Below are 24,229 nucleotides of genomic sequence, written 5' to 3'. Positions count from 1 at the left end.
TTTGCAATCTTTTATAACTAGCATAACTAGACTTATGTAACATGCATAACTAGACTTAGTTTTCCGGCGAGTCAATCGCGCCGATGTGCTAGAGGTGCGCAACTTTCGAGGGCCACCGCGGTCGCGGTGTCTGCATCAATGGACCTTCCGGAATGCCCGCTGCCGCCAAGCCCCTGACCGCCAAAGCCTCGCCGAAGCCGAGGTCAGCGGCGGCTGCGGTCCGGACCGCCGTCGCTCGAACCGAACGCAATTGCTCGGTCGCGCGCACGCTGGACATCGTCTCCGATGCCTGGGCGTTCCTGATCATCCGCGAGGCCTTCTTCGGAACGCAGACGTTCGAGGCATTCCGCTCCGCGCTCGGAATCCCGCGCGCGACGCTGACGGATCGGCTGAAGAAGCTGACCCAGCTCGCGATCTTTCGCCAGGTCGCGCCCGGATTCTCGCAACGCAAGGAGTACCGGCTGACGAAGATGGGGTTCGATCTCTATCCGAGCTTCATCGCCCTGATGCAGTTCGGAGATCGCTGGCTGGCCAAGGGCAAGCCTCCGCCGCTGACATTGATTCACACCAGCTGCGGTTGCGACAGCCATCCCATCGTCACCTGCTCGCATTGCGGTGAAGGTGTCGGCGCCCGCGACGCAAAATATCGCGACGGACCCGGCGCCGGACGCAGTCCCGCCAAGGCGGGCCGCAACACCAGGCGGCCTTCCGACGGCAGCCGGTTCGTGCATGGCCGTCCGAGCTCGGTGTCGCGCGCACTCGAGATCATCGGCGACAAATGGAGCTTCATGGTTGTCCGCGAGGGCTTCTTCGGCAACCGTCGCTACGACAAGATCCTGACTGAGCTTGCGATCGCGCCGAACATCCTGACCGATCGACTGAACCGCCTGGTCGCCAGCGGCGTCTTCTATCGAAGGCAGTATCAGAGCTCTCCAGACCGCTACGAATATCTGCTCACCGACATGGGGCGCGACCTCTACGGTCCGTTCATCGCGATGCTGCGGTGGGGCGACCGTTGGCTGTCGCGAGGAAAACCGCCGCTGATCCTCACCCACCTCAGATGCGGCCACGACTTCGAGCCTTCGGTCGACTGCGACCGCTGCAAGCAGCCGATCGTCGCCGCCGACATGCGGTACCGGCTGGCCTACGATCCCAAATCATTCGGTGCACTCGGGCCGCGCTCGGTCGATTGATCCGGATCGCCGGTCAACCCTGGTTCAATGCTTCGACCAGCTTGAAGCGCATGATCTTTCCGGAGCCCGTCCTCGGAATTTCGCCAACCAGATGGGTCGCCTCGGGAATCTTGTAGGCTGACAGATGCGCGCGGCAATGATCCATCAGCGCGGCGACGTCGAACCCGTTTTCGTTGGCGACCACGAAGAGGCACGGCACCTCCCCCAGCGTCGCATGCTTCACGCCGACGACCGCGCAGTCCTTGACCGCGGGAAACCGCACCACGACCTCCTCGATCTCGGCGGGCGCGATGTTCTGGCCGCCACGGATGATCAGTTCCTTGATCCGGCCCGTGATGGTCAGGTAGCCGGCCGGGTCGGACTTCGCGAGGTCGCCGGTGTGATACCAGCCCTTGCGGAGCGCGGACGCGGTCTCCTGCGGCTTGTTGTGATAGCCCTGCATCAGGTTCGGTCCGCGGACGATCAATTCGCCCTCTTCGCCGATCGGAACGTCCGCAGCCGACGGATCAACGATGCGTACGGCCAGGCCTGGCACGGGGAGCCCGCACGATCCCATCGGCCGGGCGCCGTGCAACCAGTTCATCGTCACCATGGTCGAGGTCTCGGTGATGCCGTAGCCGTCCAGGAGGCGGGTCTTGAAGCGTTCCTCAAAGGCGCGGTTGAGGGTCGCCGGCATGATGGCGCCGGCGGAGATGCAGAGGCGGATGGTGCCGAGGCGTTCGACGCCGGTCTCCTCGGCGCGGTGCAGGAGATAGTGGAACATGGTCGGCACGCCGGGAAGCACCGAATAATTCCCGGTCTGGAGCAGATCGAGCGTCTGCTGCGGCGAGAATTTCTCCATGATGTGTTCGCTCGCGCCAATGGCGAGCACGCCCAGCACCGACAAATTCAAGCCGTAGGAGTGGAACAGCGGCAACGGCGACAGCACGACGTCCTGCGCGGTCAGCTCGGCGATCGGTGCCCAGCACGACGCTGCGATCCACAGCATGCCGCGCAACGACAGCAACACGCCCTTCGCCCGCCCGGTCGTCCCCGACGTGTAGATGATGAAGGACGAGCGATCGATGTCATCGGGATCGGCCGGTGCCGCGTCACAACCGCTCGCAAGCCCCGCAAGCGAGATGCCTGATTTTTCTGCCTCAGCCCCGGCGAAAATGCACGTCGGCGCGATCGCGGCATCGCGGAAGATCTTGCCGGTCAGTTCCTGTCTGGCGGTCGTCGTGACGACGAAACCGCAGCCGGCATCGGTCAGTCGATAGCTGATCTCGCCTTCCGCTGCATCGTAGCTGATGGGAACGATCACCGCGCCGGCGCGCAGCGCGGCGAAGCATGCCTCGACCCAATCGATGCCGTTCGGCAGGTAGATCGCGATCCTGTCGCCGTCGCGCAGGCCGGCCTTGGTCAGGTTGGCCGCGATTGACGCGGTCCGCCTGGCGAGTTCCCCGTAGGTGACGGATCGGGACGAATCCCAATACGCCACCTGGTTCGGCCGTTGCTTTGCGTGACGTTCGAGAAGCGTCGCGACAGGCGCGATCAGATCGACGTGAAGCATGCCCGCCTCCCCTCAGACCATACTGTATCCGCCGTTGACGCTGATCACCTGGCCGGTGATCCAGCTTCCGGCATCGGAGGCGAGAAGGGTGACGAGGGGCGCGACGTCGGACGGCAGCCCGAGCCTGCGGATCGCATAGGCCTTGACCAGCTTGTCGCGGTTGGCGTCGACCCAGGTCTTGTCGTGAGCGGTTTCGATCAGGCCGAGCGAGATCGAATTCGCGGTCACGCCCGAGCGGCCCCATTCCCTGGCCAGCGACTTCATCAGCGCGATCGTCCCGGCGCGCGCGGCCGCGGCCAGCGCCAGCCCGGACTCGCCGACCCTGGACGAGTCGCCCATGATCGAGATGATGCGTCCATGGCCTGACGCTTCGAGCAGCGGTCCAGCACTGTGCGAGCAATTCAGCGCGCCATAGAGACAGGTATCGATCTGCTTCTTCCAGTCGTCGGGAGTGCTCTCGCTGAAGCGCTTGCGGAACACCAGACCGGCGTTGTTGACCAGGATGTCCAGCCCGCCCAGATCGTTCTTGATGTCGGCGACCATCTTCCTGACGACCTCCGCATCCGCGATGTCGGCCTGGTAGGCCTTCGCCCTGCCGCCGGCCTGCTCGATCCCGGCGACCACCGCTTCGGCCTCGCCCTTTGAACGATGATAGTTCACGGCGACGCTTGCGCCCTGTTCCGCGAGCATTTTGCAGATCGCCGCGCCCACATCGCGTCCGCCGCCCGTCACGAGGGCGACACGTCCTTTCAAGTCATTCATCCGTTTTTCCTTTCGATTTCTGTTTGGCTGTTTCGATCAGTTGGAAGATGCGTTCCGGCGTCATTGGAAGGATCGAGACATCGATATCGAGCGGCGACAGCGCATCGGCGACGGCATTGGCAATCGCGGCCGGCGCACCGATCGTGCCGCCCTCGCCCATGCCGCGGAAGCCGCCCGCCACCGCGGACTCGCTCTCGACATGGACCACGTCCATGACCGGCACTTCAGGCGCCGACGGGATCACGTAGTCGACGAGGGTGGCGGTCAGCAGTTGGCCGTCCTCGTCGTAGACCAGCTCCTCGAGCAGCGCGGCCCCGATGCCCTGCGCCACTCCGCCGTGCACCTGACCGTCGACGATCATCGGGTTGATGATCCGGCCGCAATCTTCGGCGACGACGAATTTCAGGATTCGGACGAAGCAGGTCGCCGGATCGACTTCCACGACCGCGATATGCGTGGCGGCCGCGGTCGTCCCGTTGATCGGATCGTAGGTGTAAGTCGCGCTCAATTCGTCGCGGGCATCGACTGGCAACGTCTTCATGTCGGAATAGACCGCCTTGGCGATCTGCTTGAACGTCACCATGCGGTCGGTGCCGAGCACGACGGCCTTGCCCTCGGTCACCTCGATGTCGTCAGCGTTGGCTTCCAGCAGGTGAGAAGCGACCCGCTTGATCTTCTCTTGCAGGAGTTTCGAGGCGTGCTTCGCCGCGCCGCCGCCGAGCACCGCGCTGCGGCTCGCAAAGGTGCCGGTCGACATCGGCACCTCGTCGCTGTCGCCCTGGATGACGCGTACATCCTCGAACCGGGCGCCGAGGTCGTCGGCCACGACCTGGGCCAACGTGGTCTCGAGGCCCTGGCCGTGCGACGCCACGCCGAATGCGGCGGTGATGGCGCCCGTCGAGTCGATGGTGATCTTCGCCGTTTCAGAGCCGGTGTTGATCGGCATCCCCGGCGCCACCGCGATCCGCGAGCCGATCCCGGTCAGCTCGGCGTAGGACGCGATGCCGATACCGAACAGGCGTCCTTGCTTGCGCGCCTCGGCCTGCTCGCTGCGGAGCTGGTCGTAACCCGCCGCCTTGGCGGCGGCCTCCAGACATTCGATGAAGCCGGTCTTGTCCCAGATGATTCCGGACGCGATCCGGTACGGAAACTCCTCGGGGCGGACCAGATTGCGCCGCCTGATCTCGAGTGGATCGATCCCGAGCGCCTTGGCGCCGAGATCCATCAGACGCTCGGCGACGAAGGTCGAGATCGGCCGGCCGACGCCGCGGTAGGGGCCGGTCGGCGGCTTGCAGGTCGCAACCCCGCGCACGGCCCCCCGGTACGACCCGATCTTGTAGGGCCCCGGCAGGAAACTCACGACCTGGACCGGCTCGAGGCCGCAGGTCCAGGGATAGATCGAATAGGCGCCGACATCTCCGATCACGTCGGCCTGCAGCGAGGTCGCGACGCCATTCTCGTCGAACCCCATCTCCGCATCGACGATTTCGGCAAAGGCCTGGCTGCTGCTGCTCACATCTTCCAGCCTGTCCGCCGTCCACTTGACCGATCGGCGCAACTTGCGCGCCGCGATGCAGATCAGCAGTTCCTCCGGATAGAGCGAGCCCTTGGAGCCGAAGCTGCCGCCCACATCGGGCGCGACCACCCGCAGGCGGTGCCCCGGCAAGCCCAGCGCTTCCGACACCGCATCGCGGACGATTCCGGGAATGTTCGACGACGTATAGAGCGTGATGGCGTCGCGACGCTTGTCGTACTCGGCTGTGTAGCTCCGCGGCTCCATCGCGAGCGCCGCCTTGCGCGTCATCTCGAACCGGCCGCCGACCCTGACCGCGGCAGCCTGGAGGTCCGCGGCCACATCGCCCTTCTTGAATTCGCGGGCGATCAGCACATTGCTGCCGGCCGCCTCATGAAGCAGCGGCGCGTCGGCGGCGACCGCTGATTCCGCGCGCGAGATCGCGCCGAGCGGCTCGTATTCGACATCGATCAATTCGAGCGCGTCCTCGGCGAGGTAGCGCGAGGTTGCGACGACCGCGACCACCGCCTCGCCGACATAACGCACCTTCCCGGAAGCGAGCGGCAGGATCGGCGTCGCATAGTAGTTCGGCATCCGCGAGAATGGGATCACCGGCTTGAAATCGTCGGCGATGTCCTCCGCCGCAAGCACTGCGACCACGCCCGACGCCTGCCGCGCCGCCGCGGTATCGATGCGGGCGATCCGCGCGTGCGGCTGGCCGCTGCGAAGGAACGCAAGATGAAGCGGCCGGTCCGGCTTGCGGTCGGCGGTGTATTCGCCGTTCCCGGTCAGAAGACGCGGATCTTCGGTGCGCTTGATCGGCGCACCGACGTTGCGCGGCCTCAGAACATCGGAGGGAGTTACGCGCCGGTCGCTATTCATAGCCTTCCGACCCCTTGCGCAAGCTCTGCCACTGCCGGTCGTCGTGGCCACAGATGACGGTGGCTCCGCCCTTCTCGATCCGCCTGATCTCCTCGAACGTCTTCAGCTGCTGCTCGACATTCCAGGTGTTTCGCGGCGCGGCGTCGCTATCGAGGTTCTGCCGCAGGCTGACCGCATCAGAGGCCAGCAGGAACTGGCCGTCGCGCGCGAGCCCGACGAGCGCGCCGAGCGTCCCCGGCGTGTGGCCCGGCAGCGGCACCAGCACGAGGCTGGAATCGCCGAACAGATCCTTCTCCCCGTTCACCGGCTCGATTGCCTGTCCAGTGTCCCAGTCGGCCTTCAGATAGCCCGCTGCCTCGGCGCCCTCAGCCTTGGCAGCTTTGATTTCCTTCGCGTGGGCGATCATCGTCGCCTTCCTGAAGAACTGATTGCAGCCGCAATGGTCGGGGTGGAAGTGCGAATTCACGACGATATCGATGTCATCGGGCCCGAGCCCGGTACATGCGAGAGCCGGCAGCAAGGTCTCGCTCGCGGTCATCATCGGTCGCATGACCTTGGCCAGCGGTCCCCAGCGGCCCTCGGCGTCGTCGACCACGGACGGATGACAACCGGTATCAAACAGCACGTTGCCCTGCTTGTGCCGGATCAGCGCGCTGCTGACCGGAAGATCGATGGTTTCGCTGCGGTCCGCGCCCGGCAGATAGATGCTCTTCTTCATCCGAAGGCGGCCGGCGGGGAGGAAATTCAGCTTCATGACGCCTGCTCCGAGCGCTTGGCGGCAGCACTTCTGATCGCCGCGACGATGTTCTGATATCCGGTGCAGCGGCACAGATTGCCCGAGAGCCCTTCCCGGATCTCCTCGTCGGTCGCGAGCGGATACTTCCGGAGCAGATCTTCGCCGGTCATCAGCATGCCCGGCGTGCAGAAGCCGCATTGCAGCCCATGATGCTCGCGGAACTGGGCCTGCAGCTCGTTGAGATGTTCCGGCGATCCTAGCCCCTCGACCGTCACGATCTCCGCGCCGTTGGTCTGGATCGCCAACATCAGGCAGGACCGTGCGCTGTCGCCATTGACCAGAACCGTGCAGGCGCCGCACACGCCGTGCTCGCAACCGACATGCGTGCCTGTCAAACCGAGCCGATCGCGCAGGAAGTCGGAAAGCAGCATGCGCGGCTCGACATCCGATACGTGGTAGCTTTCGCCGTTCACGGTCACCGATACGTTGGACGTCATCCGATCAGCCCTTCATCGCCAACGCGGTCTGCAACGCGCGCTTCGCCAGTTGCCCCAGCAGATGCTTGCGGTATTCGGCCGATGCATGGAGATCATCGTTCGGCGAGACCTGGGAGACCACGACCTCGGAGAAGCGATCGGGCGTCCGGTCGTCGAGCTCCATCGCAACGAGCGCGGCTTCCGCCTCATCCAACCGCCGCGGCGTGTCGGCCACGCCCATCACTGCGACGCGCGCGGCTTCCAATCCGGACGGTCCACGCAGCACGGAGACGGCGATGCTGGCCAGTGCGAAGTCACCGAAGCGACGCGCGACCTCCTCGAACGCCCAACCGTCTTGCTTGAGCACCGGAAACTCGATCTCCACCACGATCTCCTCCGGCTCGAGACAGTTGGTCAGCGCGTCGACGAAGAACTCGCGCGGGGTAATCGTCCGGCGGCCCGACGGTCCCTGGACCAGAATTGTCGCGTCATAGAACGTCGCGAGCATCGGGAGTTCGGCGGCGGGATCCGCGTGGGACAGACTGCCGCCGATGGTGCCGCGGTTGCGGATGGCGAGGTGCGCGACATGCCGCATCGCCGCCGACATCACCGGCAATTTCGAGGCGATCAACGGCGAATGTTCGAGATCGCGATGACGCGTCAGCGCGCCGACGGCGATGCGGTCATCGCGATCCTCGATGTAGGACAGTCCCTCGATGCCATTGAGGTCGACCAGTATGCTCGGACGAGCCATCCGGAAGTTGAGCAGCGGCAGCAGGCTCTGGCCGCCGGCCAATAGCTTCCCTTCGCCGTTCGAAGCGACCAGCGCCGCTACGGCGGCCTCCACCGTCGATGGCGAAACATAGTCGAATTTGGCAGGCTTCATCGGTCGCCCTCCAAGTCTCTTGTCTAACAAGTCTCTTCTCTAACTGTCCGGACCTACTCGCCGCGAAAATTGGGCGATCGCTTCTCCGCGAAGGCTTGCCGGCCCTCCTTGAAGTCGGCGCTGTCAGAGGCGGCATCGATCAGCCGCTGCGCCGCGGCGAGGTCGAGCGCGCCCGATCCCATCGAGAGACCGTTCAGCATGTACTTGGCGCCCGCAATCGACAGCGGTGCGTTGGCAGCCAGCCGCTCCAGGAATCGTACGGCTGCGACGTTGACATCGTCGTGCAGTTCGTCGAGCAGGCCCATCGCCATCGCCGTCTCGGCCGGGTAGCGGTCCGCCGAATAGAGTACCCGCTTCGCATTGGCGACGCCGGTCAGCGCGAGCAGCCGCTGTACGCTGTGCACGCCGTACACGATCGACAATTTCGCCGATGGAATCCCGATCGTTGCTGTGCGATCGGCGAAGCGGAAATCGCACGCGAGCGCGAGATGGCAACCGCCTCCGAGACAGTAGCCGGAGATCGCGGCCACCACCGGCTTTCCGAGCGCCGCGATTGCGCCCGAGCAGGCGTCGACGGCGACCTCGTAAGCGGCCGCCTGATGACGATCTTCCCTGATCGTCTCGAATTCCGAAATGTCGGCGCCGACCGAAAAGTCCTTGCCCGCTCCCCGCAATATGACGCCGCGAACCTCGCGGTCTCCGGCGAGGCGCGAGAAGATCGCGGCCAATTCGCGCCACATCGCGAGAGTGACGGCATTCTTCACGGCAGGCCGGTTCAGAATGACGTGGGCGATGCCGCCGCGCCGCTCGATACGAATGTCCTCCAACGTAGCCTCTCTGGCGCCCAGCCGGCGAGTTTGCGGATTTTCCGACGCGCAGCCGGTTCTCCCTGTTACTTGCATAAGTAGACTAATTTATTTGACCACGTCAAGCCGCATGAGACCTCGCGGCCTCACGCTTCACGCAAGCCGATGATTGGCGAAGCTAAATTTGCTGTGCCGCGTTCACGGAACTGGCTTCACAGCTTCAGCGCAAACCGATCGCGCTCCTCGTTCGAGAAGTCGATCATGACATTCTTGGTCTGCAGAAACTCGTCCAACGCCGCTACGCCGCGCTCCTTGCCGAATCCGGACTCCTTGAAGCCACCGAACGGCGCCATCGCGCTGGACGCGCGGTAGGTGTTGACCCAAACCGTTCCTGCGTGGACCGCCCGCGAAACCCGCAATGCGCGTGACAGGTTCGTCGTCCAGATTCCGGAAGCCAGACCATATCTGGTGTCGTTGGCGATGCCGATGGCAGCTTGTCCAGCACGCGGTCTCCGCCGCCAAGGAAGGCTGACGTTGTGGTAGCTACTTGGTAGCCAAGGGGCATCGCGAAGTGGGGCGAATTTCGCTAACCGCCCGATTCGGCTGGTACAGTTGGGTGGGCTCGAACCACCGACCTCCTGTTCCACAGACAGGCGCTCTAACCAACTGAGCTACAACTGCATCCTGACGCACGGCCCGCATCGGCGGGGCGGCGATTTCGGGCGGAAACTAGGTGCAACGCCGCCCTTTGGCAAGGCCGTAACGCGCTGATTTCCGCTCTTATCTCGGGCCTCTGCCGGGCCCTCGTCCAGCAAAAAGGCCCGGACCGTCAAGGCCCGGGCCTTTCGCTGAGATCCTGCGGACCGCGATCAGGCGGCCGGCTGCTGATAAAACTTCGAGGCGCTGGCCTTGATCGGCTCGGCGGTCTCGCTGGCGACCTTCTGGCCGAGCTCGGCCAGTTCCTTGGCCTGCGCGGTGTAGGTCTCGAACTGCTTGCGGGCGTGCGACGTCCACAGCTCGACCGCTTCGGTCGGCGACTTCACGCTGAACAGCTCCTGGGCGAAGTCGAGCGACGAGGTGGTGTTGGCCTTGAAGAACTCGATCAGCTTGGCCGAGTACGCGCTGGTGCCCTTGCTCACCGAGGTGAACACGGCTTCGACCGTCGAGTTGTGGGTCTCGGCGGCGTCCTTGAACTTGGCGTAGCTGTCGCGGGCCTGCAGCACGCCCTTTTCGGCGAACGCGCGCATCTGCTCGGGAACCTCGAACGGGATGATTGAGGCGGAGAACGGATCGGACGGGTTGGTCATACGTGTAATCCTTCGCAACGGGTGAGTAGATGTGACCATTGCGAACGTCCCGGAGCCATCAGGCCGGGAACGTTGAAATGGATCACGCTGCCTTGATTCACGGGATTGCCCTTCGTCGGGCGCGCCTAATAAACACCCATATCATGTCAATATTGTGCAACGCAACGTAAGATCGCGTGCGACGCCACATTTTTTATGTGGCGGAATATGGGGTTACCGCGCCCGACGAGGGTTGAGGGCCAAAATCAGCCTGAATCGGCCCGTTGGTCAGTTCTTCCTCGGTGTCGGTTCTCTGTCAGTTTTTGGGCTTCACCGCGTCCATCGCCGCGCGGCTGACGGCCTGGCCCATTTCGCTGGCCTGCTCGGCGAGCGAGCGCATCTGGCCTTGCACATATTCGCTGTGCAGCCGCATCACCTCGGTGAGGTCCTTGGCCTTGAGCAGCGACTGGGCATAGTCCAGCGACGACTGGACGTTCTTTTCCGCATAGGACAGCGCCTTGGTGGACAGGTCCTTGGCACCGGCGCGCATCGTGGCATTGCGCTCCTCGATCTTGCCAGCGGTGTCCCTGGCATTGGTCACGAACTGCTCGAAAGCCTTGCGTGCCTGGTCGAAGCTCGCCTCCGCCATCGACCGCATGTCCTTGGGGATCTCGAATTTGGGGATCTCGAAATGGTCACGCCCGTTGTCGCTCATGGTCGTTCTCCCTCGCTTGGTGATCGCCCGCCGCTTGGCCTTGCGGGCTCGCGGCAGGGTATATCGCGGCACTGCAACCACCGATGTGACGCGGTGCCACCCGGCGCCGCAACACGCGGTCACAGCCATCGCCTCTGCCCGACAACGCTAAACCGCTGTGGATCGTTCAGCCAAGTTAACGTTATCCCGGCTTTGGCGAGGGCAGTTTGGCCGCGGACATGGACCTGCCGCCCCCCGCTTGCGATACTAACCTTCTGTTAAGGCTGTCGTCCTGCGGCTGCCGGGGCTTCGGCAAAGCTAGGAAGAAAGCCAAACCTATGCGGTCAAATCTTGCGCGATGAGTGACGCGGAATTCCAGATCCAGGCGCTCGGCGATGTCAGGCTGGCGGACCATGCGACGAGCTCCCTGCCGGCATGGCTGTGGTCGGCCGACGGCGCACGGATCCTGTGGGCCAACCCGGTTGGCGCGCAGGTATTCGGCGCCGCCAGCGGCGCCGAGCTGGCGAAGCGCGTCTTCGGTCCGGCCGATCCGCATCGCCGCCAAGTCGCACGGCTCGGCCCCAGTCTCGGTGCCAACGGCGCGGTGCGGCTGGAGCGGCTGGGCGGCTTCGGCGCAGCGCCCGGCATGCTCGCGACCTGCGGCTGCAGCCGCATCGAACTGCCCGACGGCAGCCACGGCATCCTGATCTCGGCGCTCAATGCGACCGGCCGCAGCATGTCGCTCGCCGAGCGCTTGCTGCGCCTGGTGCAGGGATTACCGCGTCCGGCCGCCGCCTTCACCGGCGACGGACTGTTGATCGCAACCAACGAGGCGGCACGTCCGCTGCCCGGCCTGCACAATCTCGGCGAAGCCGGTCTCGATGCCGCGCGCGACGAGGCACTGGCGCAGGGCCGCGCGGCGGCGAGCGTTGCGATCGGCCGCGTCGTGCTGCAACGGATCGGCCGCGGCGCCGATCGCGCGCTGGTCGCGCTGATCAAGCCGGCAACGCATTTTGCCGCAAGACCAGCGACGCCGATCGTGCCTCAACCAATCGAGCCTGAGACGGCTGCGCCGACGGCACCTGAAGCAGCAGTGTCCGCGGCAGCGATGCCGCCAGAAGCTGCTGCGACCGAGCCGCCACCGGCACCTGCCGCCGTCGAACAGCAAGCGGCGCATCACGAAGCCCCCGTGCAGGCCAGCGACGCGCCGGCCACCTTCACGCTGTTCGATGCGCTCGACCCGGCGCAGGAAGAAGCCGCCGAGCCGATCGTCAGCGCGCCTGAATCCGAGCCTGCGGACGTTACTCCATCGCTCGCATCAGAAGTGACGCATGTGGAGACCGCGCCCGTCGAAACCGCACCTCTCGATACGACTCCCGACGAAACTCCGGCGGTCGAGGAGCCGCTGTCGGAAGCGCTGCTCGAGGCGCCCGTTGAAGCGCAGGTCGAAGAGCCTACGCAAATTACTCCCGCTCTCGTCGCAGCAGGCGAGACGCGCGTGGAGGCAGCGCCCGTCGAGACCGAAGCATTCGACACCACGCCTGACGAGACGCCCGCTGTCGAGGAGCCGCTGTCGGAAGCGTTGATCGAGGCGTCCCCTGAGGTGCGTGTCGCAGAGCCTGCAACGCAGCCCGCACCAGTTCTTGAAGAGACCACGCCTGCGCCCGCTTCGGAAGCAGCGGTGCCATCGGCCGATCCCGTCCCCTCGCCCTATGCGATCGCGGATCTGCCCACGCCGCCGTCCGCCGAGCCGGAGCCCGCGACGTCAACACCAGCAAAGCCGCCGTCCTGGCTCGACGAGCCATTGCCGGTGCGGCGGCATCCGCTGCGCTTCATGTGGCAGATGGACCACGAGGCCCGCTTCTCGCTCGGCTCCGACGAATTCACCCGCCTGATCGGCCTGCACACCGCGGCCGGCTTCGGCCGGCTGTGGAGCGACATCGCCGACAGCTTCGGCCTCGATCCCGAGGGCCGCGTCATGCAGGCGTTCGCCAGCCACGACACCTGGAGCGGCATCACGCTGCACTGGCCGGTCGACGGCGGCGGTCGGCTGCCGGTCGAACTGTCCGGCCTGCCGGTGTTCGACCGCAACCGGAATTTCGCCGGCTATCGCGGCTTTGGTGTGTGTCGTGATCTCGACGGGCTTGCGCGACTCGCCGCGTTGCGCCGCTATGAATTCTTCAGCGGCTCGGTCGCGCCGCAATCGCTGTCGGCCGATGTCGCGCCGGCGCCGCGCACCGATGCGCCGCCCGGGCCTGCCGTGCCGCATGATGATCCTCCGCCGCATGCGGAGCCGCCGCCCGATACCAACGCGATCGCACCATCAGAGGAATTGACCGAGCCCGTAGCAGCAGAGACTTCACACCAAGCCGATCCGGATCACGCCGTGGACACGCACGAGGAAACGCACGAAGTGCGTCACGACCCGCCACCGAATGTGGTGCCGTTCCGCCCCGCCGGCGACGCGCGGCCGCCGTCGCTGACGCCTGTCGAGAACAACGCCTTCAACGAGCTCGCGCGCCAATTGTCGGCCCGGCTCGAGAGCGAGGCTGGCCTCACTGCGACGACCAACGAGGCCGCCACCGCGGAGCCGGTTGCCGACGAGCCGCCCGCAAACGATCCGCCCCAGCAGCCGGAAGCCGCGCTTCAGCAGGAAAAGGCTGCGCAGCAAGAGACGGTCGCGCAACGCGAGACACCGGCCGACACGCCAAAGCCTGGCTGGCTCAGTGAAGCAGCGCCCGCGCCGCGCGCCGACTCCCGCCGCGACCGCGCGCTGCTCGATCTGTTGCCGGTCGGCATCCTGGTCTACCGGCTCGATCGCCTGCTCTATGCCAACCACACCTTCCTCGCCCGCATGGGCTATGACAGCCTGCACGCGCTGGAAGCCGCCGGCGGGTTGGATGCACTCTATGTCGAGCCCGGCGTCTCGCAGGCGAGCAGCACCTCCGGCACCGGCACGCCGGTCACGATCTCCGCGAACCAGAACGCCCAGGCCGAGCAGGTGTCCGCCGAAGCGCGGCTGCACACCATCAGCTGGGACGATGATTCCGCGCTGGCGCTGATCTTCTCGCGCACGCTCGAGGAAGATACCGCGGTCGCCGCTGCCCTCTCCGATCCCGAGCCGGAAGCGGAGCCGGCGCTTGCACCACCGCCACCGCAGGCCGGCCACGCCGACGCCGAGGAGCTCGGCGCGATCCTCGACACCGCGGCCGAAGGCATCATCATGTTCGATGCCGAAGGCAACATCCGTTCCTGCAACCGCAGCGCCGAGGCGCTGTTCGGCTATGACGGCAGTGAGTTCGTCACGCGCAACCTCGCCGACCTGTTTGCGCCGGAGAGCCAGCACGGCATCTTCGACTATCTCACGAGCGTGAAATCGGCCGGCGTCGAGAGCCTGCTCGACCACGGCCGCGAGACGCTCGGCCGCGTCCGCCAGGGCGGCATCATCCCGCTGTCGGTGACGATGGGCCGCACCCGCGCCGACGGTCCCAACTTCTTCGCCGTGTTCCGCGACCTGTCGCAGACCAGGAAGAGCGAGGGCGAAGTGCGCGAGGCGCGCCGGCTCGCCGAACGCGCGGCCAACGCCAAGACCGACATGCTGGCGCGGATCAGCCACGAGCTGCGCACCCCGCTCAACGCAATCATCGGCTTTGCCGAGGTGATGATCGGCGAGCGCTTCGGCGCGCTCGGCAATGAGCGCTATGTCGAATACATGAAGGACATCCGCGCCTCCGGCGAGCGGGTGATCGCGATCGTCAACGACCTTCTCGATCTGTCGCGGATCGAGACCGGCAAGCTCGACCTCGCCTTCACCAGCCAGAACCTCAACGAGATGGTGGAGAGCTGCGTCGCGGTGATGCAACCGCAGGCCAATCGCGAGCGCATCATCATCCGCACCTCGCTCGCCCATACGCTGCCGCCTGTCGTCGCCGATGCCCGCGCGCTGCGTCAGATCACGCTGAACCTGATCGGCAACTCGATCCATCTCGCCAATGCCGGCGGCCAGGTGATCGTCTCGACCGCACTGTCGGATTTCGGCGAGGTGATGCTGCGGGTGCGCGACACCGGCCAGAGCCTCAACGACAACGAGGTGGCCGCCGCACTGGAGCCATTCCGCGCGCCGACACCGACAGATCAGGCCGGCTCCGGCGGCGTCAGCCTGTCGCTGACCAAGGCGCTGGTCGAAGCCAACCGCGCCAAATTCCAGATCCGGACCGGCGGCCGCACCGGCACGCTGATCGAGGTGACCTTCGCCCACGCCGCCGCAAGGGCGTGAGCCATCCGCGACACGCGGGCGCTTCAACTGCCTCCTCGCTTCCGTGTGAGGGACGCACCAGCGGACGGCTCCCTCCCCCCTTGCGGGGGAGGGTTGGGGAGAGGGGTGCCACACGGCGTGCTCTCTCCAATATCCATCGACAAGCCGAGACCGAGATTGCGAGAGCAAGCCTTCATCGCACATCTCACCCGGGGCCACCCCTCTCCCCACCCTCTCCCGCAAGGGAGAGGGAGCCTGAGATGCCTGCTCACCTCACGTGCTCACCTCATTTGGCTTCCTGCGAACAGCACGAATGAGCTGCAGGCCACTGCGAAAATCTGTCGCGCCTCTTCCGCGCGGCGCGGCATGGATCTTGCTGCGATTCAGATTGTTTGACTAATTCATTGCCACGTGGACCGCCCGCTTTCCGGGCATTGGATCTGGCGGATGCGCTGTCTCGTCGTCGCGGATTTGCACTACTCATTGCCGCAGTTCGACTGGCTGCTGGCGGCGGCACCGCAATTCGATCTCGTGATCTTCGCCGGCGATGCGCTCAACCTCGGCTCGGCGGTGGATTACCGCGCCCAGATCGTCGTCGTCACAAGATATCTTTCGCGGCTCGCCGGTCTCACGCGCGTGATCTTCTGCTCGGGCAATCATGATCTGGACGAGCGCAGCGCCGAGGGCGAGAAGATCGCGCGCTGGGTCGCCGGCATCAGGGAGCTCGGCATCGCCTGCGACGGCGACAATCTGACCATCGGCGACACGCTGTTCACGGTGTGCCCGTGGTGGGACGGGCCGATGGTCAAGGCGCGGATCGACGATCAGCTGCGCGCCGCGGCGGCGATGTCGCACCGACGCTGGGTCTGGGTCCATCACGCCCCGCCGGCGGATTCACCGATCAGTTGGGGCGGCAAGCGCTTCTTCGGCGACGTCGAGCTGCTGCGCTGGATCGAGCGCCACCATCCGGCGATGGTGATCTCGGGCCACGTGCATCAATCGCCGTTCATCCAGAGCGGCTCGTGGTTCGACCGGATCGGCATCACCTGGGTGTTCAACACCGGCCTGCAGCCCGGCCGACCACCGGTCTACATCGTGCTCGATCTCGAGCAGGACAAGGCGTTCTGGCTCGCCGCCGGCGATGCGCAGATCGTCGATCTCAAGGCTCCGTTGTCGCGGCCGGCAGCGCCGGTGCGCGAAGCGCCGGACTGGCTCATATCCTTGGATCGGATTGCCGATCCGAGCCTGGCGCGACCTGCATCGGCGGCAGGTTGATCATGCTCTGCAGCACCTCGCCGACCATCGCCAGATGGCTGCCGTGGTCGGCATATTGGTGCATCAGGTCGGCCAGATAGGTCGTCGCGACATGCAGCCGTTGCGCCAGCAGCTGCGCGATCAAGAGCGCCACCGCCGGCTGCTCGCGCAGGAACGACGCCGCATCGTCGAACTCATACAGCACGCAGTCGGACGCCGTGCGCACCTTCGCGCTGTGCGGCCGGTCGAGCAGCACGCTCATCTCGCCGAACACCGCACCCGGCTCGTCGATCACGGCAACCAGGCTGTCGCCCTTCATGACCTCGACCTTGCCTTCGAGCAGCACGAACAGATGACCGGTCTTGCCGCCCTCCTCGACGAAATCCGTGCCAGCCGGCAGGCTGCGCCTGGTCCCGCCGATGCAGTGATCAAGGATCGCTCGCATGCTGTGTCGCCTCCGTGTCAGCCAGACTAGGCAGAGATGCCGTCGAGATGAAACGGATTAGCTGGGCGATTTGCTCAAATTGTCGGCAGGTGCGGCGGCGTTGTCCCCGACGCGATCCAGCCGTTTGCGCACCGCTCAGGCCGGCGCGTTGTGCTTGAGCGCGAGGAAATCGCCGATCGTATCGAGGAACAGCCGCGGGGATTGCAGCTGCGGGACGTGTGCGCAGCCCGGAATGACCCGGAGTTCGGCCCGCGGCAGCCCGGCTGCCAGTTCGTAGGACATCTCCGGCGGTGTCGCCTCGTCATATTCGCCGACCACGACACGTGTGGGAACGGTCATGCCACGCAGCTCGGCGCGAAGATCGAGGCCCGCGAGCGCGTCGCAGGCCGCGCAGAAAACGTCGAGATCGGTGCGCAGGAATGCGTCGCGGCGATCCTGCATCAGCGCCGGATGCTGGGCCTGGAAATCCGGGGCGAACAGCCGGCGCATCGCAATATCGGTGATCGCGGCAAGCCCCTTGTCGCGCGAGACCCTGGCCATGTTGCGAAACGCCTCGCGGCCCGGCTCGGAGAACGCCGCGCCGCAATCGGCGAGGATCAGCCTGCTCGCGATCGTCGGATGGCGGATCGCCATCTGCAGCGCGACGAACCCGCCATAGCCATTGCCGAGCACGATGGCCGGCACGCCGTCCGCCACCTCGTGCACCGCATCCGCCATTCGGCCGGCAATCGCGGCAAGGCCGCCCTCGACCGCGCTCGACCGGCCGAACCCCGGCAATTCGGGCACGATGGTCCGATACGACCTAGCGAGCTCGGGCACGATCGCATCGAAACTCGCGCGGTCCGACAGCAAGGAGTGAAACAGCACCAGCGGCGGTCCCTCGCCGATTTGTGCTGCGTTGACTGTGCGGTTTGCGAAAAGCCTGTCCATCGTCGGTCTCTTTCAAATCACGCCCAAAGTCACGGCCGGGCCCCGAAACGCCCTTGCGCGACGATTGATAAATCAAATCACACGGATTTCAAGGATTTTGGCTTGACGTGATATTTCACGAGATGCATTTTACTGGCAGGAGCACCAAGAAAAATGATCCTTCTTCGCGAAAATATCTACGAAAACCTACGCTCTGATATTTTATCATGCGAGCTTGCACCGGGTGATGAAATACGGGAGCAGGATCTGGCCGAGCGCTACGCCGTCAGCCGCCAGCCGGTGCGGGACGCCCTGCTGCGGCTCGAGCGCGAACATCTCGTCACGGTGCAGCCCCGTCAGGGCTACCGGGTCAATCCGATCTCGCTGTCCGACGCACGCGACCTGCTGCGCTTCCGGCTCGCACTCGAGCCGGCCTGCGTCGCCGAGGCGATCGAGAGCGCGCCCGACAGCATCCTGAAATCACTCGATCAATTCCGCCGCTTCTCCGGCAGCCATGAGGACTTCATCGCCTACAATCGCGGTTTTCACTCAGCGCTGGCGCACGCGTCGGGTAACCGTCGCATGGCGGCGACGCTCTGCGACCTGATCGGTCAGGCCGACCGGCTGGTGCGGGTCAGCGTCTCCAATCTGAAGGGTCACGACCCGGCGAAGCTCGTGGCCGAACACGTCGCGCTGATCGACGCCATGCAGCAGCGCGAGGGGCGCACCGCGGGGCGCATCATCAAGGCGCACATCGCCGCCACCGAAAAGCGCGTCCTGCCGGCGCTCAAGCGCAACGCCGTCATCGTCGAAGAGAGGTCAGCATGAACATCCCGTCGAAGCCTGCGACGATCGACGTCGGGATCCACGGCAACTTCATCGACGGACGCGAGGTCGAAGCCGGCAACGGCGAGCTGCTGGACGTCCGCAATCCCGCGACCGGCGACGTCATCGCCCGAATCCCGAATTCGACCGCCGCCGACATCGACCGCGCGATGAAAAGCGCGCGCGCCGCCTTCGAAGGTAAGGCGTGGGGCGGGATGGACACAAGGTCGCGTGCGAGGCTCGTCAACAAGCTCGCTGACGCGTTCGAGGCCAATCTCGACACGCTGTACCGGTTGGAGACGTTGAACAACGGCCGCCCCGTCAACGAGACCCGCGCGCAGCTGTCGCGGCTGCCGGATTTCTTCCGCTATTTCGCCGGGCTTGCGCTGTCGCGCCGCGATTCCGTAATCCCGGTCGAAGGCTCCTATCTGAACTACACGCTGCGCACGCCGATCGGAATCGTCGCCAACTGCACGCCGTTCAATCACCCGCTGATGATCCTGTGCAAGTCGCTCGCCGTGGTGCTGGCGACCGGATGCGTCACCGTGGTCAAGCCGTCGGAATATACGCCGCTGACCACGCTGAAGCTCGCCCAGATCTTCAGCGAGGCTGGGCTTCCGCCAGGTGTCTTCAACATCGTGCTCGGGCTCGGTCAGAGTGCGGGCAAGATGCTGGCCGAGCATAGCGACATCAACAAGCTGGTGCTGACCGGCGGCACCGAAGCGGGCCGCATCGCGGGCAGTGCCGCGGCGAAGGTGTTCGCACACCAGACCATGGAGCTGGGTGGCAAGACGCCGGTGATAATCTTCGACGATTTCGACGTCGACCGCGCCGTCAACTATGCCGCGTTCGGCGCCTTCATCGGCGCCGGCCAGACCTGCGTCTGCGCCTCCCGCCACATCGTGCAGGCCTCGATCTACGACGAGTTCGTCGAAAAGCTGCAGGCCAAGACCCGCACCATCCGGATCGGCGATCCCTTCGATCCGAACACCCAGCTTGGGCCGGTGATCTCGGCGCGCCAGCGCGATCGCGTGCTCAGCTATGCGCGCTACGGCCATGAGGACGGCGCGCGGCTGCTGACCGGCGGCGTGGCCGCGCAGGTCGCGGGCCACGACAACGGCTATTTCGTCGAGCCGACCGTGTTCGCCGACGTCAAATCCGACATGCGAATTTTCCAGGAGGAGGTGTTCGGTCCCTTCACCTCGGTCACACCTTTCAAGGACGAGGCCGACGCGCTGCGGCTCGCCAACGACTCGCCGTTCGGCCTCGCCGCGGCCATTCGCACCCGCGACGTCGCGCGCGCGCATCGCGTCGCCGCCGCGGTCAAGGCCGGCATCGTCTGGATCAACGACCACCACCGGCTCGATCCGGCCTCGCCCTGGGGCGGCGTCGACGATTCCGGCATCGGCCGCGAATGCGGCACCGAGAGCTTCGACGACCATTTCAACACCAAGAGCGTGATGGTCGCGACCCACGAACAGCCGTTCGACTGGTACCGCGACACGGCAAACCAGCGCCGGTTGAACTAGCGACAGTCGAGCAAGCGGCAAACCGCCCACAGATGGCGGGCCGCATTCACGAGGAAACAGTCAAGGGGAGAGCGTACATGTCGACAACGGTCAATGCCGGGAGCCGTCTCGATCGGCTGCCGATCGGACCATTCCATCGCCGCATCATGATCCTGATCGGGATCGGGATGTTCTTCGATGGCTTCGACATCTACATCGCCGGCACCGTGCTCGGCGTGACGCTGAAAACCGGGTTCTCGACGCTCGCCCAAAACGCGGCGTTCATCTCCGCGACCTTCGTCGGCATGATGCTCGGGTCATTCGGCACCGGATTCCTCGGCGACCGTTACGGCCGGCGTTTCACCTACCAGTTCAATTTGCTCCTTTTCGGTCTCGCGTCTCTCGCGGCGGCGTTTGCGCCGAACATGGCCTTCCTGATCGCCTGCCGCTTCGTGATGGGCGTCGGCCTCGGCGCCGAGAACGTCGTCGGCTATTCGACGATGACCGAGTTCGTGCCGGCCCGCAGCCGCGGCAAGTGGCTCGGCTTCACGGCCGTCTGCGTCGTGACCGGCCTGCCCATCGCGCTCTTGGTCGCCTCCGTCGTCGTCCCGCAATTCGGCTGGCGCGCGATGTTCGTGCTGGGCGGCGTCGGCGCCCTGATCGTCTGGTACCTGCGCAAGTCGCTGCCGGAATCACCGCGCTGGCTGGAGGCGGTCGGCCGCACCGCCGAGGCCGAGGCGCTGATGCAGGCAATCGAGAAGGAGGCCGCCCAGGGTCAACCCCTGCCGGTCCCTGCCTCTGCAGCGCCGGCGCCGGTATCGCCGGATCTCGCCACGCTGTTCACCGCGCCGCTGCTGGCGCGCATGATCGTCGGCGCAGTCTGCCTGATCACCATCAATACGCTGCTCTATGGCTTCGTGACCTGGCTGCCGGTGTTCTTCATCAAGCAGGGTCTCTCGGTCGCAACCTCGTTCGGCTACTCGCTGCTGATGGCGCTCGGCGCGCCGATCGGCTCGGCGATCGGCGCCCTGACCGCCGACCGTTGGGGCCGCAAGCCCACGATCATCGGCGCGTCGCTGATCACGATCATCCTCGGCATCATCTATCCGACGATCTCGGATCCAGTCTTGCTGCCTGCGGTCGGCTTCGCGCTGACCGTGCCGATCTATATCCTGGTCGCGCTGCTGTTCGGCATCTACATCCCCGAACTGTTCCCGACCGAGGTGCGGCTGCGTGCGTCAGGGATCGTCAACACGCTCGGTCGCGGCGCCACCATCGTAACGCCGTTCCTGGTCGTGATGCTGTTCGAAGCGCACGGCGTCGCCGGCGTGATGGCGCTGATGATCGGGCTCCTCATCGTGCAGATCATCACGGTATGGGCACTCGGCATCGAGCCGCGGCACCGCAGCCTCGAGGAACTCAAGGGCGAGGAAACAACGTCCGCGGTCCCGCAGGAAGCGTCGTGAAACGCGGCGCGCGTCCTCGTCGATTTCCTCGTGAGGAAGCCGTTAGCGCTCGTGAGGGAGCCACCAGCGGATGGGTTCCCTCCCCCCTTGCGGGGGAGGGTTAGGGAGAGGGGTGGCCACACGGCGTGTTCTCTCCGTTGGATCTGAGTTGGAACAACGCGGTCGAGATTGCGAAAGCGAAGGTCACGGCATCATCTTGCCCGGGGCTCACCCCTCTCCCCACCCTCCCCCGCAAGGGGGGAGGGAGCCTGAGAGGGTGCTCACCTCACGCCGCAACTTACGACGGCTGATGTCGGCATCGGCTACGCGCTCTTACGCGCAGCATGAAGCACCACCGCCCTACTGCTTGATCTCCACCGTCTGGCGCTTGCCGGCGGCGATCGAGAAGGGCTTCTCGACCTTCTGGCCGTCGGCATAGATGGCGACCGCGACATAGTCGCCGGCGGGGAGCGCGACGTTGGTGGCCGGATCATAGCTCGCCGAAACGCGCTTGCGCTCGTCATTGAGGTCGCGCTCGGCGTTGAGGATGTCGATCTCCTGCGCGCCATCGGTCTTGATCCCGACCACGCCGGCGTTGAGGTTGACGTTGATCCGGGTCGGCGCGCCGGACTTCACCTCCGCGCGCACCGTGCCCTTAGCCTCGCCCACCACAGCTGTCACGTCGTAGCTGCCGCTCGGCAGATCGAACCTGGATTCGGCGTCGTAGTCCTGCGCGACCTTCTCGCCCTCGTCGCCGTCGGCCTTGGCAGGCTGATAGACCGCGACCACGATGTCCTTCTCGACCTTGGGACCGCCCTCGGCATAGGTCGAGGTCACGATCAGCTTGCCGACATCGAGGGCGAGCTGGACGTTGCTCGTATCGCCCGCAGCGACCGAGAACGGCTTGCTGGTCTTCGACTGGCCCTTGGTCAGGGTCAGGGTGTAGTTGCCCGCGGCCAGCACGAAGCGCGGCACCGCGTCATATTCCTGCGCGACCAGCTTGCCGCCCTTGTCGGAGACCTGCCAGACCACGTCATCGACCTTGCCCGCACCGCCGGCCACCGCGCCTTCGCTGGTGACGTATCCGGCGTCGAGGATGACATCGAGCGCGGCCGGCTTGCCCTTCTCGACCTTGAGCGGAAACTCGCGCTTGAGCTGCCGGTAGGTGACCTCGACAAGGTAATCGCCGGGCGCGATGTTGTCGGCGAACGGCGCACCGTAGAAGGTGTTGACATGCTCGCCCTTCTCGTCGCCGGCGCGCTTGAAGATGCCCCAGTTGACGTCCTCGTCGCTGATCGGATCGAGCCCTTCGGCGAGCCGTGCCACACCACGGATGTTCTTGCCGAGATAGGGATCGGCCGCCGCCGGCTTCGGCGGCGCCTCGCTTGCGACCTTGGTGCCTTGCGTCGCCGCCACCGCCTTGGTCAAGGCGCCGGTCAGGCTCGCGGCATTGCCGGCATCGAGATAGACGCCGCCGGTCGCGCGCGCGATGCATTGCAGCTGGCTCTTGGCCGCGGGATCGGCGACGTCGAGACCGATGACATGGGCGGTGAAGCCGATGCCGGCCTTCTTCAATTCGGCCGCGGCGCCGCACGGATCCGGCGCGCAGGTCTCGATCCCGTCGGAGACCAGGATCACGTTGCCCTTGTTCTCGGTCGAGTGCAGCGCCTCGGCGGCCGCGCGCAGCGAATCCGCGATCGGCGTCCTGCCCTTCGGATTGATGCCGTCCACCGCCGCCTTGATCCGCACCGGGTCGAACTTGCCGACCGGCACCATCAGCTCGATGTCCTTGCAGTCGCCCTTCGAGCGATGGCCGTAGACCATCACGCCGAGACGATCGGCGGGATTCCATTTTGACAGAATGGCATCGGTCGCCTGCCTTGCCGCTGAGATCTTGCTCTGTCCATCGACCTGCCCCCACATCGATCCGGATGCATCGAGCACGAGAATGGTGTCGGTGCCCTGCGCCTGGGCTTGTGCGGCAGGCGGAGACATCAGAGCCAGGCCAAGCGACAGCAGGCCGGCGACGAACGAGCAGCGAAAGAGCTTAATCACGGAACGATCCTCGATGATGGAGACAATCGGAGGGCAAAGACGGCTGCGACGGTGCGGTGTATTGCGAGATCATCCGCGCCCCCGCCGCAGCCGGTCCTGCTTCGATCTCGATCTTGTTTTTGTTGGCCGGATAGCTGATGTGATACAATTGCGATGTGCACGCGGCGAAATGCCAGAACACCTTCTCTTGACGCAACTTGCGTCCCGACACTTGGACTATTGCGACAAGCCTTTGGCCTGACGCGACACGCCGATGACAATTAATTTGCTTCCAGAGCTGCAGTCATCTCGGCTGCTGATGTGAGCGTGATCACGGATGACGCGACTTTGCACGCTGCCATGCATTGGGTGGCGTGCCCATGAATATGACGCGCCGACCGAAGCGCCGTCGCGCGCCGCCGTCTCCGCCTAGACCTTCTCGATGATCGCGGCTTTGATCCGGGCGATCTGCGCCTCGTCGCGCTTGTAGAACGTCCATTGCTTGACGCGCTTGGTGGTCACGAGCCCCGCCTGCGCCAGGATCTTCAGATGCTCGCTCACCGTCGGCTGGCTGACGCCGAGCTTCTCGGCGATCAGCACCGCGCAGACACCGTCCTTGACGAGATCACCATCGACCTGCGGTCGGAAATGCGCCTTGGGACGTTTCAGCCACTCCAGGATTAGCAGCCTGCGATCGCTCGCCAGCGCGCGCAGGGTGGACTCGACATCGTTTGGCGGAGTAGGCATATTGCTAATTAGCTAAATGGC

The 24,229-nt window shown here is 65.3% G+C and carries 20 protein-coding genes and 1 tRNA gene; 6 read left to right on the top strand and 15 right to left on the bottom strand.

Features of this window, described 5'->3' with window-relative positions:
- Nucleotides 1–152: 152 nt before the first annotated feature.
- On the top strand, nucleotides 153–1,193 hold the full coding sequence (locus JQ616_RS19230; RefSeq protein WP_212016915.1) for a winged helix-turn-helix transcriptional regulator: 1,041 nt from the start codon (nucleotides 153–155) through the stop codon (nucleotides 1,191–1,193).
- A gap of 13 nt (nucleotides 1,194–1,206) precedes the next feature.
- On the opposite strand, the gene JQ616_RS19225 is transcribed toward JQ616_RS19230, so the two are convergent.
- The 11 genes from JQ616_RS19225 to JQ616_RS19175 form a co-directional block, all read right to left on the bottom strand.
- Nucleotides 1,207–2,745 (bottom strand): class I adenylate-forming enzyme family protein, encoded by a 1,539-nt coding sequence (locus JQ616_RS19225; RefSeq protein ID WP_212016913.1) that lies wholly within the window; start codon nucleotides 2,743–2,745, stop codon nucleotides 1,207–1,209.
- A 12-nt stretch (nucleotides 2,746–2,757) separates the two neighbouring features.
- Nucleotides 2,758–3,507, bottom strand: a complete 750-nt coding sequence (locus tag JQ616_RS19220; RefSeq protein ID WP_212016911.1) for an SDR family NAD(P)-dependent oxidoreductase — start codon at nucleotides 3,505–3,507, stop codon at nucleotides 2,758–2,760.
- Nucleotides 3,500–5,902 carry a xanthine dehydrogenase family protein molybdopterin-binding subunit gene (locus tag JQ616_RS19215; RefSeq protein ID WP_212016909.1) on the bottom strand — a complete coding sequence of 801 codons (2,403 nt, stop codon included), beginning with the start codon at nucleotides 5,900–5,902 and terminating at the stop codon, nucleotides 3,500–3,502. The genes JQ616_RS19220 and JQ616_RS19215 overlap by 8 nt, the downstream gene beginning before the upstream one ends.
- Nucleotides 5,895–6,656: an N-acyl homoserine lactonase family protein gene (locus JQ616_RS19210; protein ID WP_212016907.1), complete on the bottom strand. Its 762-nt coding sequence runs from the start codon at nucleotides 6,654–6,656 to the stop codon at nucleotides 5,895–5,897. The genes JQ616_RS19215 and JQ616_RS19210 overlap by 8 nt, the downstream gene beginning before the upstream one ends.
- Nucleotides 6,653–7,135, bottom strand: a complete 483-nt coding sequence (locus JQ616_RS19205) for a (2Fe-2S)-binding protein (protein WP_212016905.1) — start codon at nucleotides 7,133–7,135, stop codon at nucleotides 6,653–6,655. Before JQ616_RS19205 ends, JQ616_RS19210 begins: the two co-directional genes overlap by 4 nt.
- A 4-nt stretch (nucleotides 7,136–7,139) precedes the next feature.
- Nucleotides 7,140–8,000, bottom strand: a complete 861-nt coding sequence (locus JQ616_RS19200; protein ID WP_212016903.1) for an FAD binding domain-containing protein — start codon at nucleotides 7,998–8,000, stop codon at nucleotides 7,140–7,142.
- A gap of 53 nt (nucleotides 8,001–8,053) precedes the next feature.
- Nucleotides 8,054–8,827, bottom strand: coding sequence for an enoyl-CoA hydratase/isomerase family protein (locus JQ616_RS19195; protein WP_249136996.1), 774 nt, complete (start codon nucleotides 8,825–8,827; stop codon nucleotides 8,054–8,056).
- Between the two features lie 191 nt (nucleotides 8,828–9,018).
- The gene (locus tag JQ616_RS39670; protein ID WP_349630034.1) at nucleotides 9,019–9,453 is read right to left on the bottom strand and encodes an aldehyde dehydrogenase family protein; all 435 of its coding nucleotides are present in this window, start codon (nucleotides 9,451–9,453) and stop codon (nucleotides 9,019–9,021) included.
- Nucleotides 9,411–9,487, bottom strand: a tRNA-His gene (locus JQ616_RS19185). The genes JQ616_RS39670 and JQ616_RS19185 overlap by 43 nt, the downstream gene beginning before the upstream one ends.
- 188 nt (nucleotides 9,488–9,675) lie before the next feature.
- Nucleotides 9,676–10,113 (bottom strand): phasin, encoded by a 438-nt coding sequence (locus tag JQ616_RS19180; RefSeq protein ID WP_212016899.1) that lies wholly within the window; start codon nucleotides 10,111–10,113, stop codon nucleotides 9,676–9,678.
- A 295-nt stretch (nucleotides 10,114–10,408) separates the two neighbouring features.
- A complete protein-coding gene (locus JQ616_RS19175) occupies nucleotides 10,409–10,807 on the bottom strand; it encodes a phasin family protein (protein WP_212016897.1) in 399 nt (132 codons plus the stop codon).
- A gap of 337 nt (nucleotides 10,808–11,144) precedes the next feature.
- On the opposite strand from JQ616_RS19175, the gene JQ616_RS19170 reads away from it, so the two are divergent.
- Both JQ616_RS19170 and JQ616_RS19165 read left to right on the top strand, forming a co-directional pair.
- On the top strand, nucleotides 11,145–15,062 hold the full coding sequence (locus tag JQ616_RS19170) for a PAS domain-containing protein (RefSeq protein ID WP_212016895.1): 3,918 nt from the start codon (nucleotides 11,145–11,147) through the stop codon (nucleotides 15,060–15,062).
- Nucleotides 15,063–15,488: 426 nt separating this feature from the next.
- Nucleotides 15,489–16,316, top strand: coding sequence for a metallophosphoesterase family protein (locus JQ616_RS19165; protein ID WP_212016893.1), 828 nt, complete (start codon nucleotides 15,489–15,491; stop codon nucleotides 16,314–16,316).
- Here the strand turns inward: JQ616_RS19165 and JQ616_RS19160 are convergent.
- Entirely contained in the window at nucleotides 16,255–16,740 is a 486-nt protein-coding gene (locus JQ616_RS19160; RefSeq protein WP_212016891.1) for a Crp/Fnr family transcriptional regulator, read from the bottom strand. The genes JQ616_RS19165 and JQ616_RS19160 overlap by 62 nt on opposite strands.
- Before the next feature lie 135 nt (nucleotides 16,741–16,875).
- Entirely contained in the window at nucleotides 16,876–17,670 is a 795-nt protein-coding gene (locus JQ616_RS19155; protein WP_212016889.1) for an alpha/beta fold hydrolase, read from the bottom strand.
- Between the two features lie 153 nt (nucleotides 17,671–17,823).
- Here JQ616_RS19155 and JQ616_RS19150 point away from each other — a divergent pair, with 153 nt between their 5' ends.
- From JQ616_RS19150 to JQ616_RS19140, 3 genes are all read left to right on the top strand, one after another.
- Nucleotides 17,824–18,477: a GntR family transcriptional regulator gene (locus JQ616_RS19150; protein ID WP_212016888.1), complete on the top strand. Its 654-nt coding sequence runs from the start codon at nucleotides 17,824–17,826 to the stop codon at nucleotides 18,475–18,477.
- A complete protein-coding gene (locus tag JQ616_RS19145) occupies nucleotides 18,474–20,003 on the top strand; it encodes an aldehyde dehydrogenase (protein ID WP_212016886.1) in 1,530 nt (509 codons plus the stop codon). The genes JQ616_RS19150 and JQ616_RS19145 overlap by 4 nt, the downstream gene beginning before the upstream one ends.
- Nucleotides 20,004–20,080: 77 nt before the next feature.
- Nucleotides 20,081–21,448: an MFS transporter gene (locus JQ616_RS19140; RefSeq protein WP_212016884.1), complete on the top strand. Its 1,368-nt coding sequence runs from the start codon at nucleotides 20,081–20,083 to the stop codon at nucleotides 21,446–21,448.
- Nucleotides 21,449–21,787: 339 nt separating this feature from the next.
- On the opposite strand, the gene JQ616_RS19135 is transcribed toward JQ616_RS19140, so the two are convergent.
- Together JQ616_RS19135 and JQ616_RS19130 are read right to left on the bottom strand one after the other, a co-directional pair.
- Nucleotides 21,788–23,482 (bottom strand): vWA domain-containing protein, encoded by a 1,695-nt coding sequence (locus tag JQ616_RS19135; RefSeq protein WP_212016882.1) that lies wholly within the window; start codon nucleotides 23,480–23,482, stop codon nucleotides 21,788–21,790.
- Nucleotides 23,483–23,890: 408 nt separating this feature from the next.
- The gene (locus tag JQ616_RS19130; protein WP_212016880.1) at nucleotides 23,891–24,208 is read right to left on the bottom strand and encodes an ArsR/SmtB family transcription factor; all 318 of its coding nucleotides are present in this window, start codon (nucleotides 24,206–24,208) and stop codon (nucleotides 23,891–23,893) included.
- Nucleotides 24,209–24,229 lie beyond the last annotated feature (21 nt).

It is taken from the genome of Bradyrhizobium tropiciagri (assembly GCF_018130545.1).
GTDB classification, from domain to species: domain Bacteria; phylum Pseudomonadota; class Alphaproteobacteria; order Rhizobiales; family Xanthobacteraceae; genus Bradyrhizobium; species Bradyrhizobium tropiciagri_A.
This window is presented reverse-complemented; position numbering and strand designations above follow the sequence as displayed.

Bases quoted from the DNA above. Each gene is read 5' to 3' on its own strand.
- JQ616_RS19230 (WP_212016915.1), top strand. From the start codon at position 153: ATGCCCGCTGCCGCCAAGCCCCTGACCGCCAAAGCCTCGCCGAAGCCG.
- JQ616_RS19225 (WP_212016913.1), bottom strand. From the start codon at position 2,745: ATGCTTCACGTCGATCTGATCGCGCCTGTCGCGACGCTTCTCGAACGT.
- JQ616_RS19220 (WP_212016911.1), bottom strand. From the start codon at position 3,507: ATGAATGACTTGAAAGGACGTGTCGCCCTCGTGACGGGCGGCGGACGC.
- JQ616_RS19215 (WP_212016909.1), bottom strand. From the start codon at position 5,902: ATGAATAGCGACCGGCGCGTAACTCCCTCCGATGTTCTGAGGCCGCGC.
- JQ616_RS19210 (WP_212016907.1), bottom strand. From the start codon at position 6,656: ATGAAGCTGAATTTCCTCCCCGCCGGCCGCCTTCGGATGAAGAAGAGC.
- JQ616_RS19205 (WP_212016905.1), bottom strand. From the start codon at position 7,135: ATGACGTCCAACGTATCGGTGACCGTGAACGGCGAAAGCTACCACGTA.
- JQ616_RS19200 (WP_212016903.1), bottom strand. From the start codon at position 8,000: ATGAAGCCTGCCAAATTCGACTATGTTTCGCCATCGACGGTGGAGGCC.
- JQ616_RS19180 (WP_212016899.1), bottom strand. From the start codon at position 10,113: ATGACCAACCCGTCCGATCCGTTCTCCGCCTCAATCATCCCGTTCGAG.
- JQ616_RS19175 (WP_212016897.1), bottom strand. From the start codon at position 10,807: ATGAGCGACAACGGGCGTGACCATTTCGAGATCCCCAAATTCGAGATC.
- JQ616_RS19170 (WP_212016895.1), top strand. From the start codon at position 11,145: ATGAGTGACGCGGAATTCCAGATCCAGGCGCTCGGCGATGTCAGGCTG.
- JQ616_RS19165 (WP_212016893.1), top strand. From the start codon at position 15,489: ATGCGCTGTCTCGTCGTCGCGGATTTGCACTACTCATTGCCGCAGTTC.
- JQ616_RS19160 (WP_212016891.1), bottom strand. From the start codon at position 16,740: ATGCGAGCGATCCTTGATCACTGCATCGGCGGGACCAGGCGCAGCCTG.
- JQ616_RS19155 (WP_212016889.1), bottom strand. From the start codon at position 17,670: ATGGACAGGCTTTTCGCAAACCGCACAGTCAACGCAGCACAAATCGGC.
- JQ616_RS19150 (WP_212016888.1), top strand. From the start codon at position 17,824: ATGATCCTTCTTCGCGAAAATATCTACGAAAACCTACGCTCTGATATT.
- JQ616_RS19145 (WP_212016886.1), top strand. From the start codon at position 18,474: ATGAACATCCCGTCGAAGCCTGCGACGATCGACGTCGGGATCCACGGC.
- JQ616_RS19140 (WP_212016884.1), top strand. From the start codon at position 20,081: ATGTCGACAACGGTCAATGCCGGGAGCCGTCTCGATCGGCTGCCGATC.
- JQ616_RS19130 (WP_212016880.1), bottom strand. From the start codon at position 24,208: ATGCCTACTCCGCCAAACGATGTCGAGTCCACCCTGCGCGCGCTGGCG.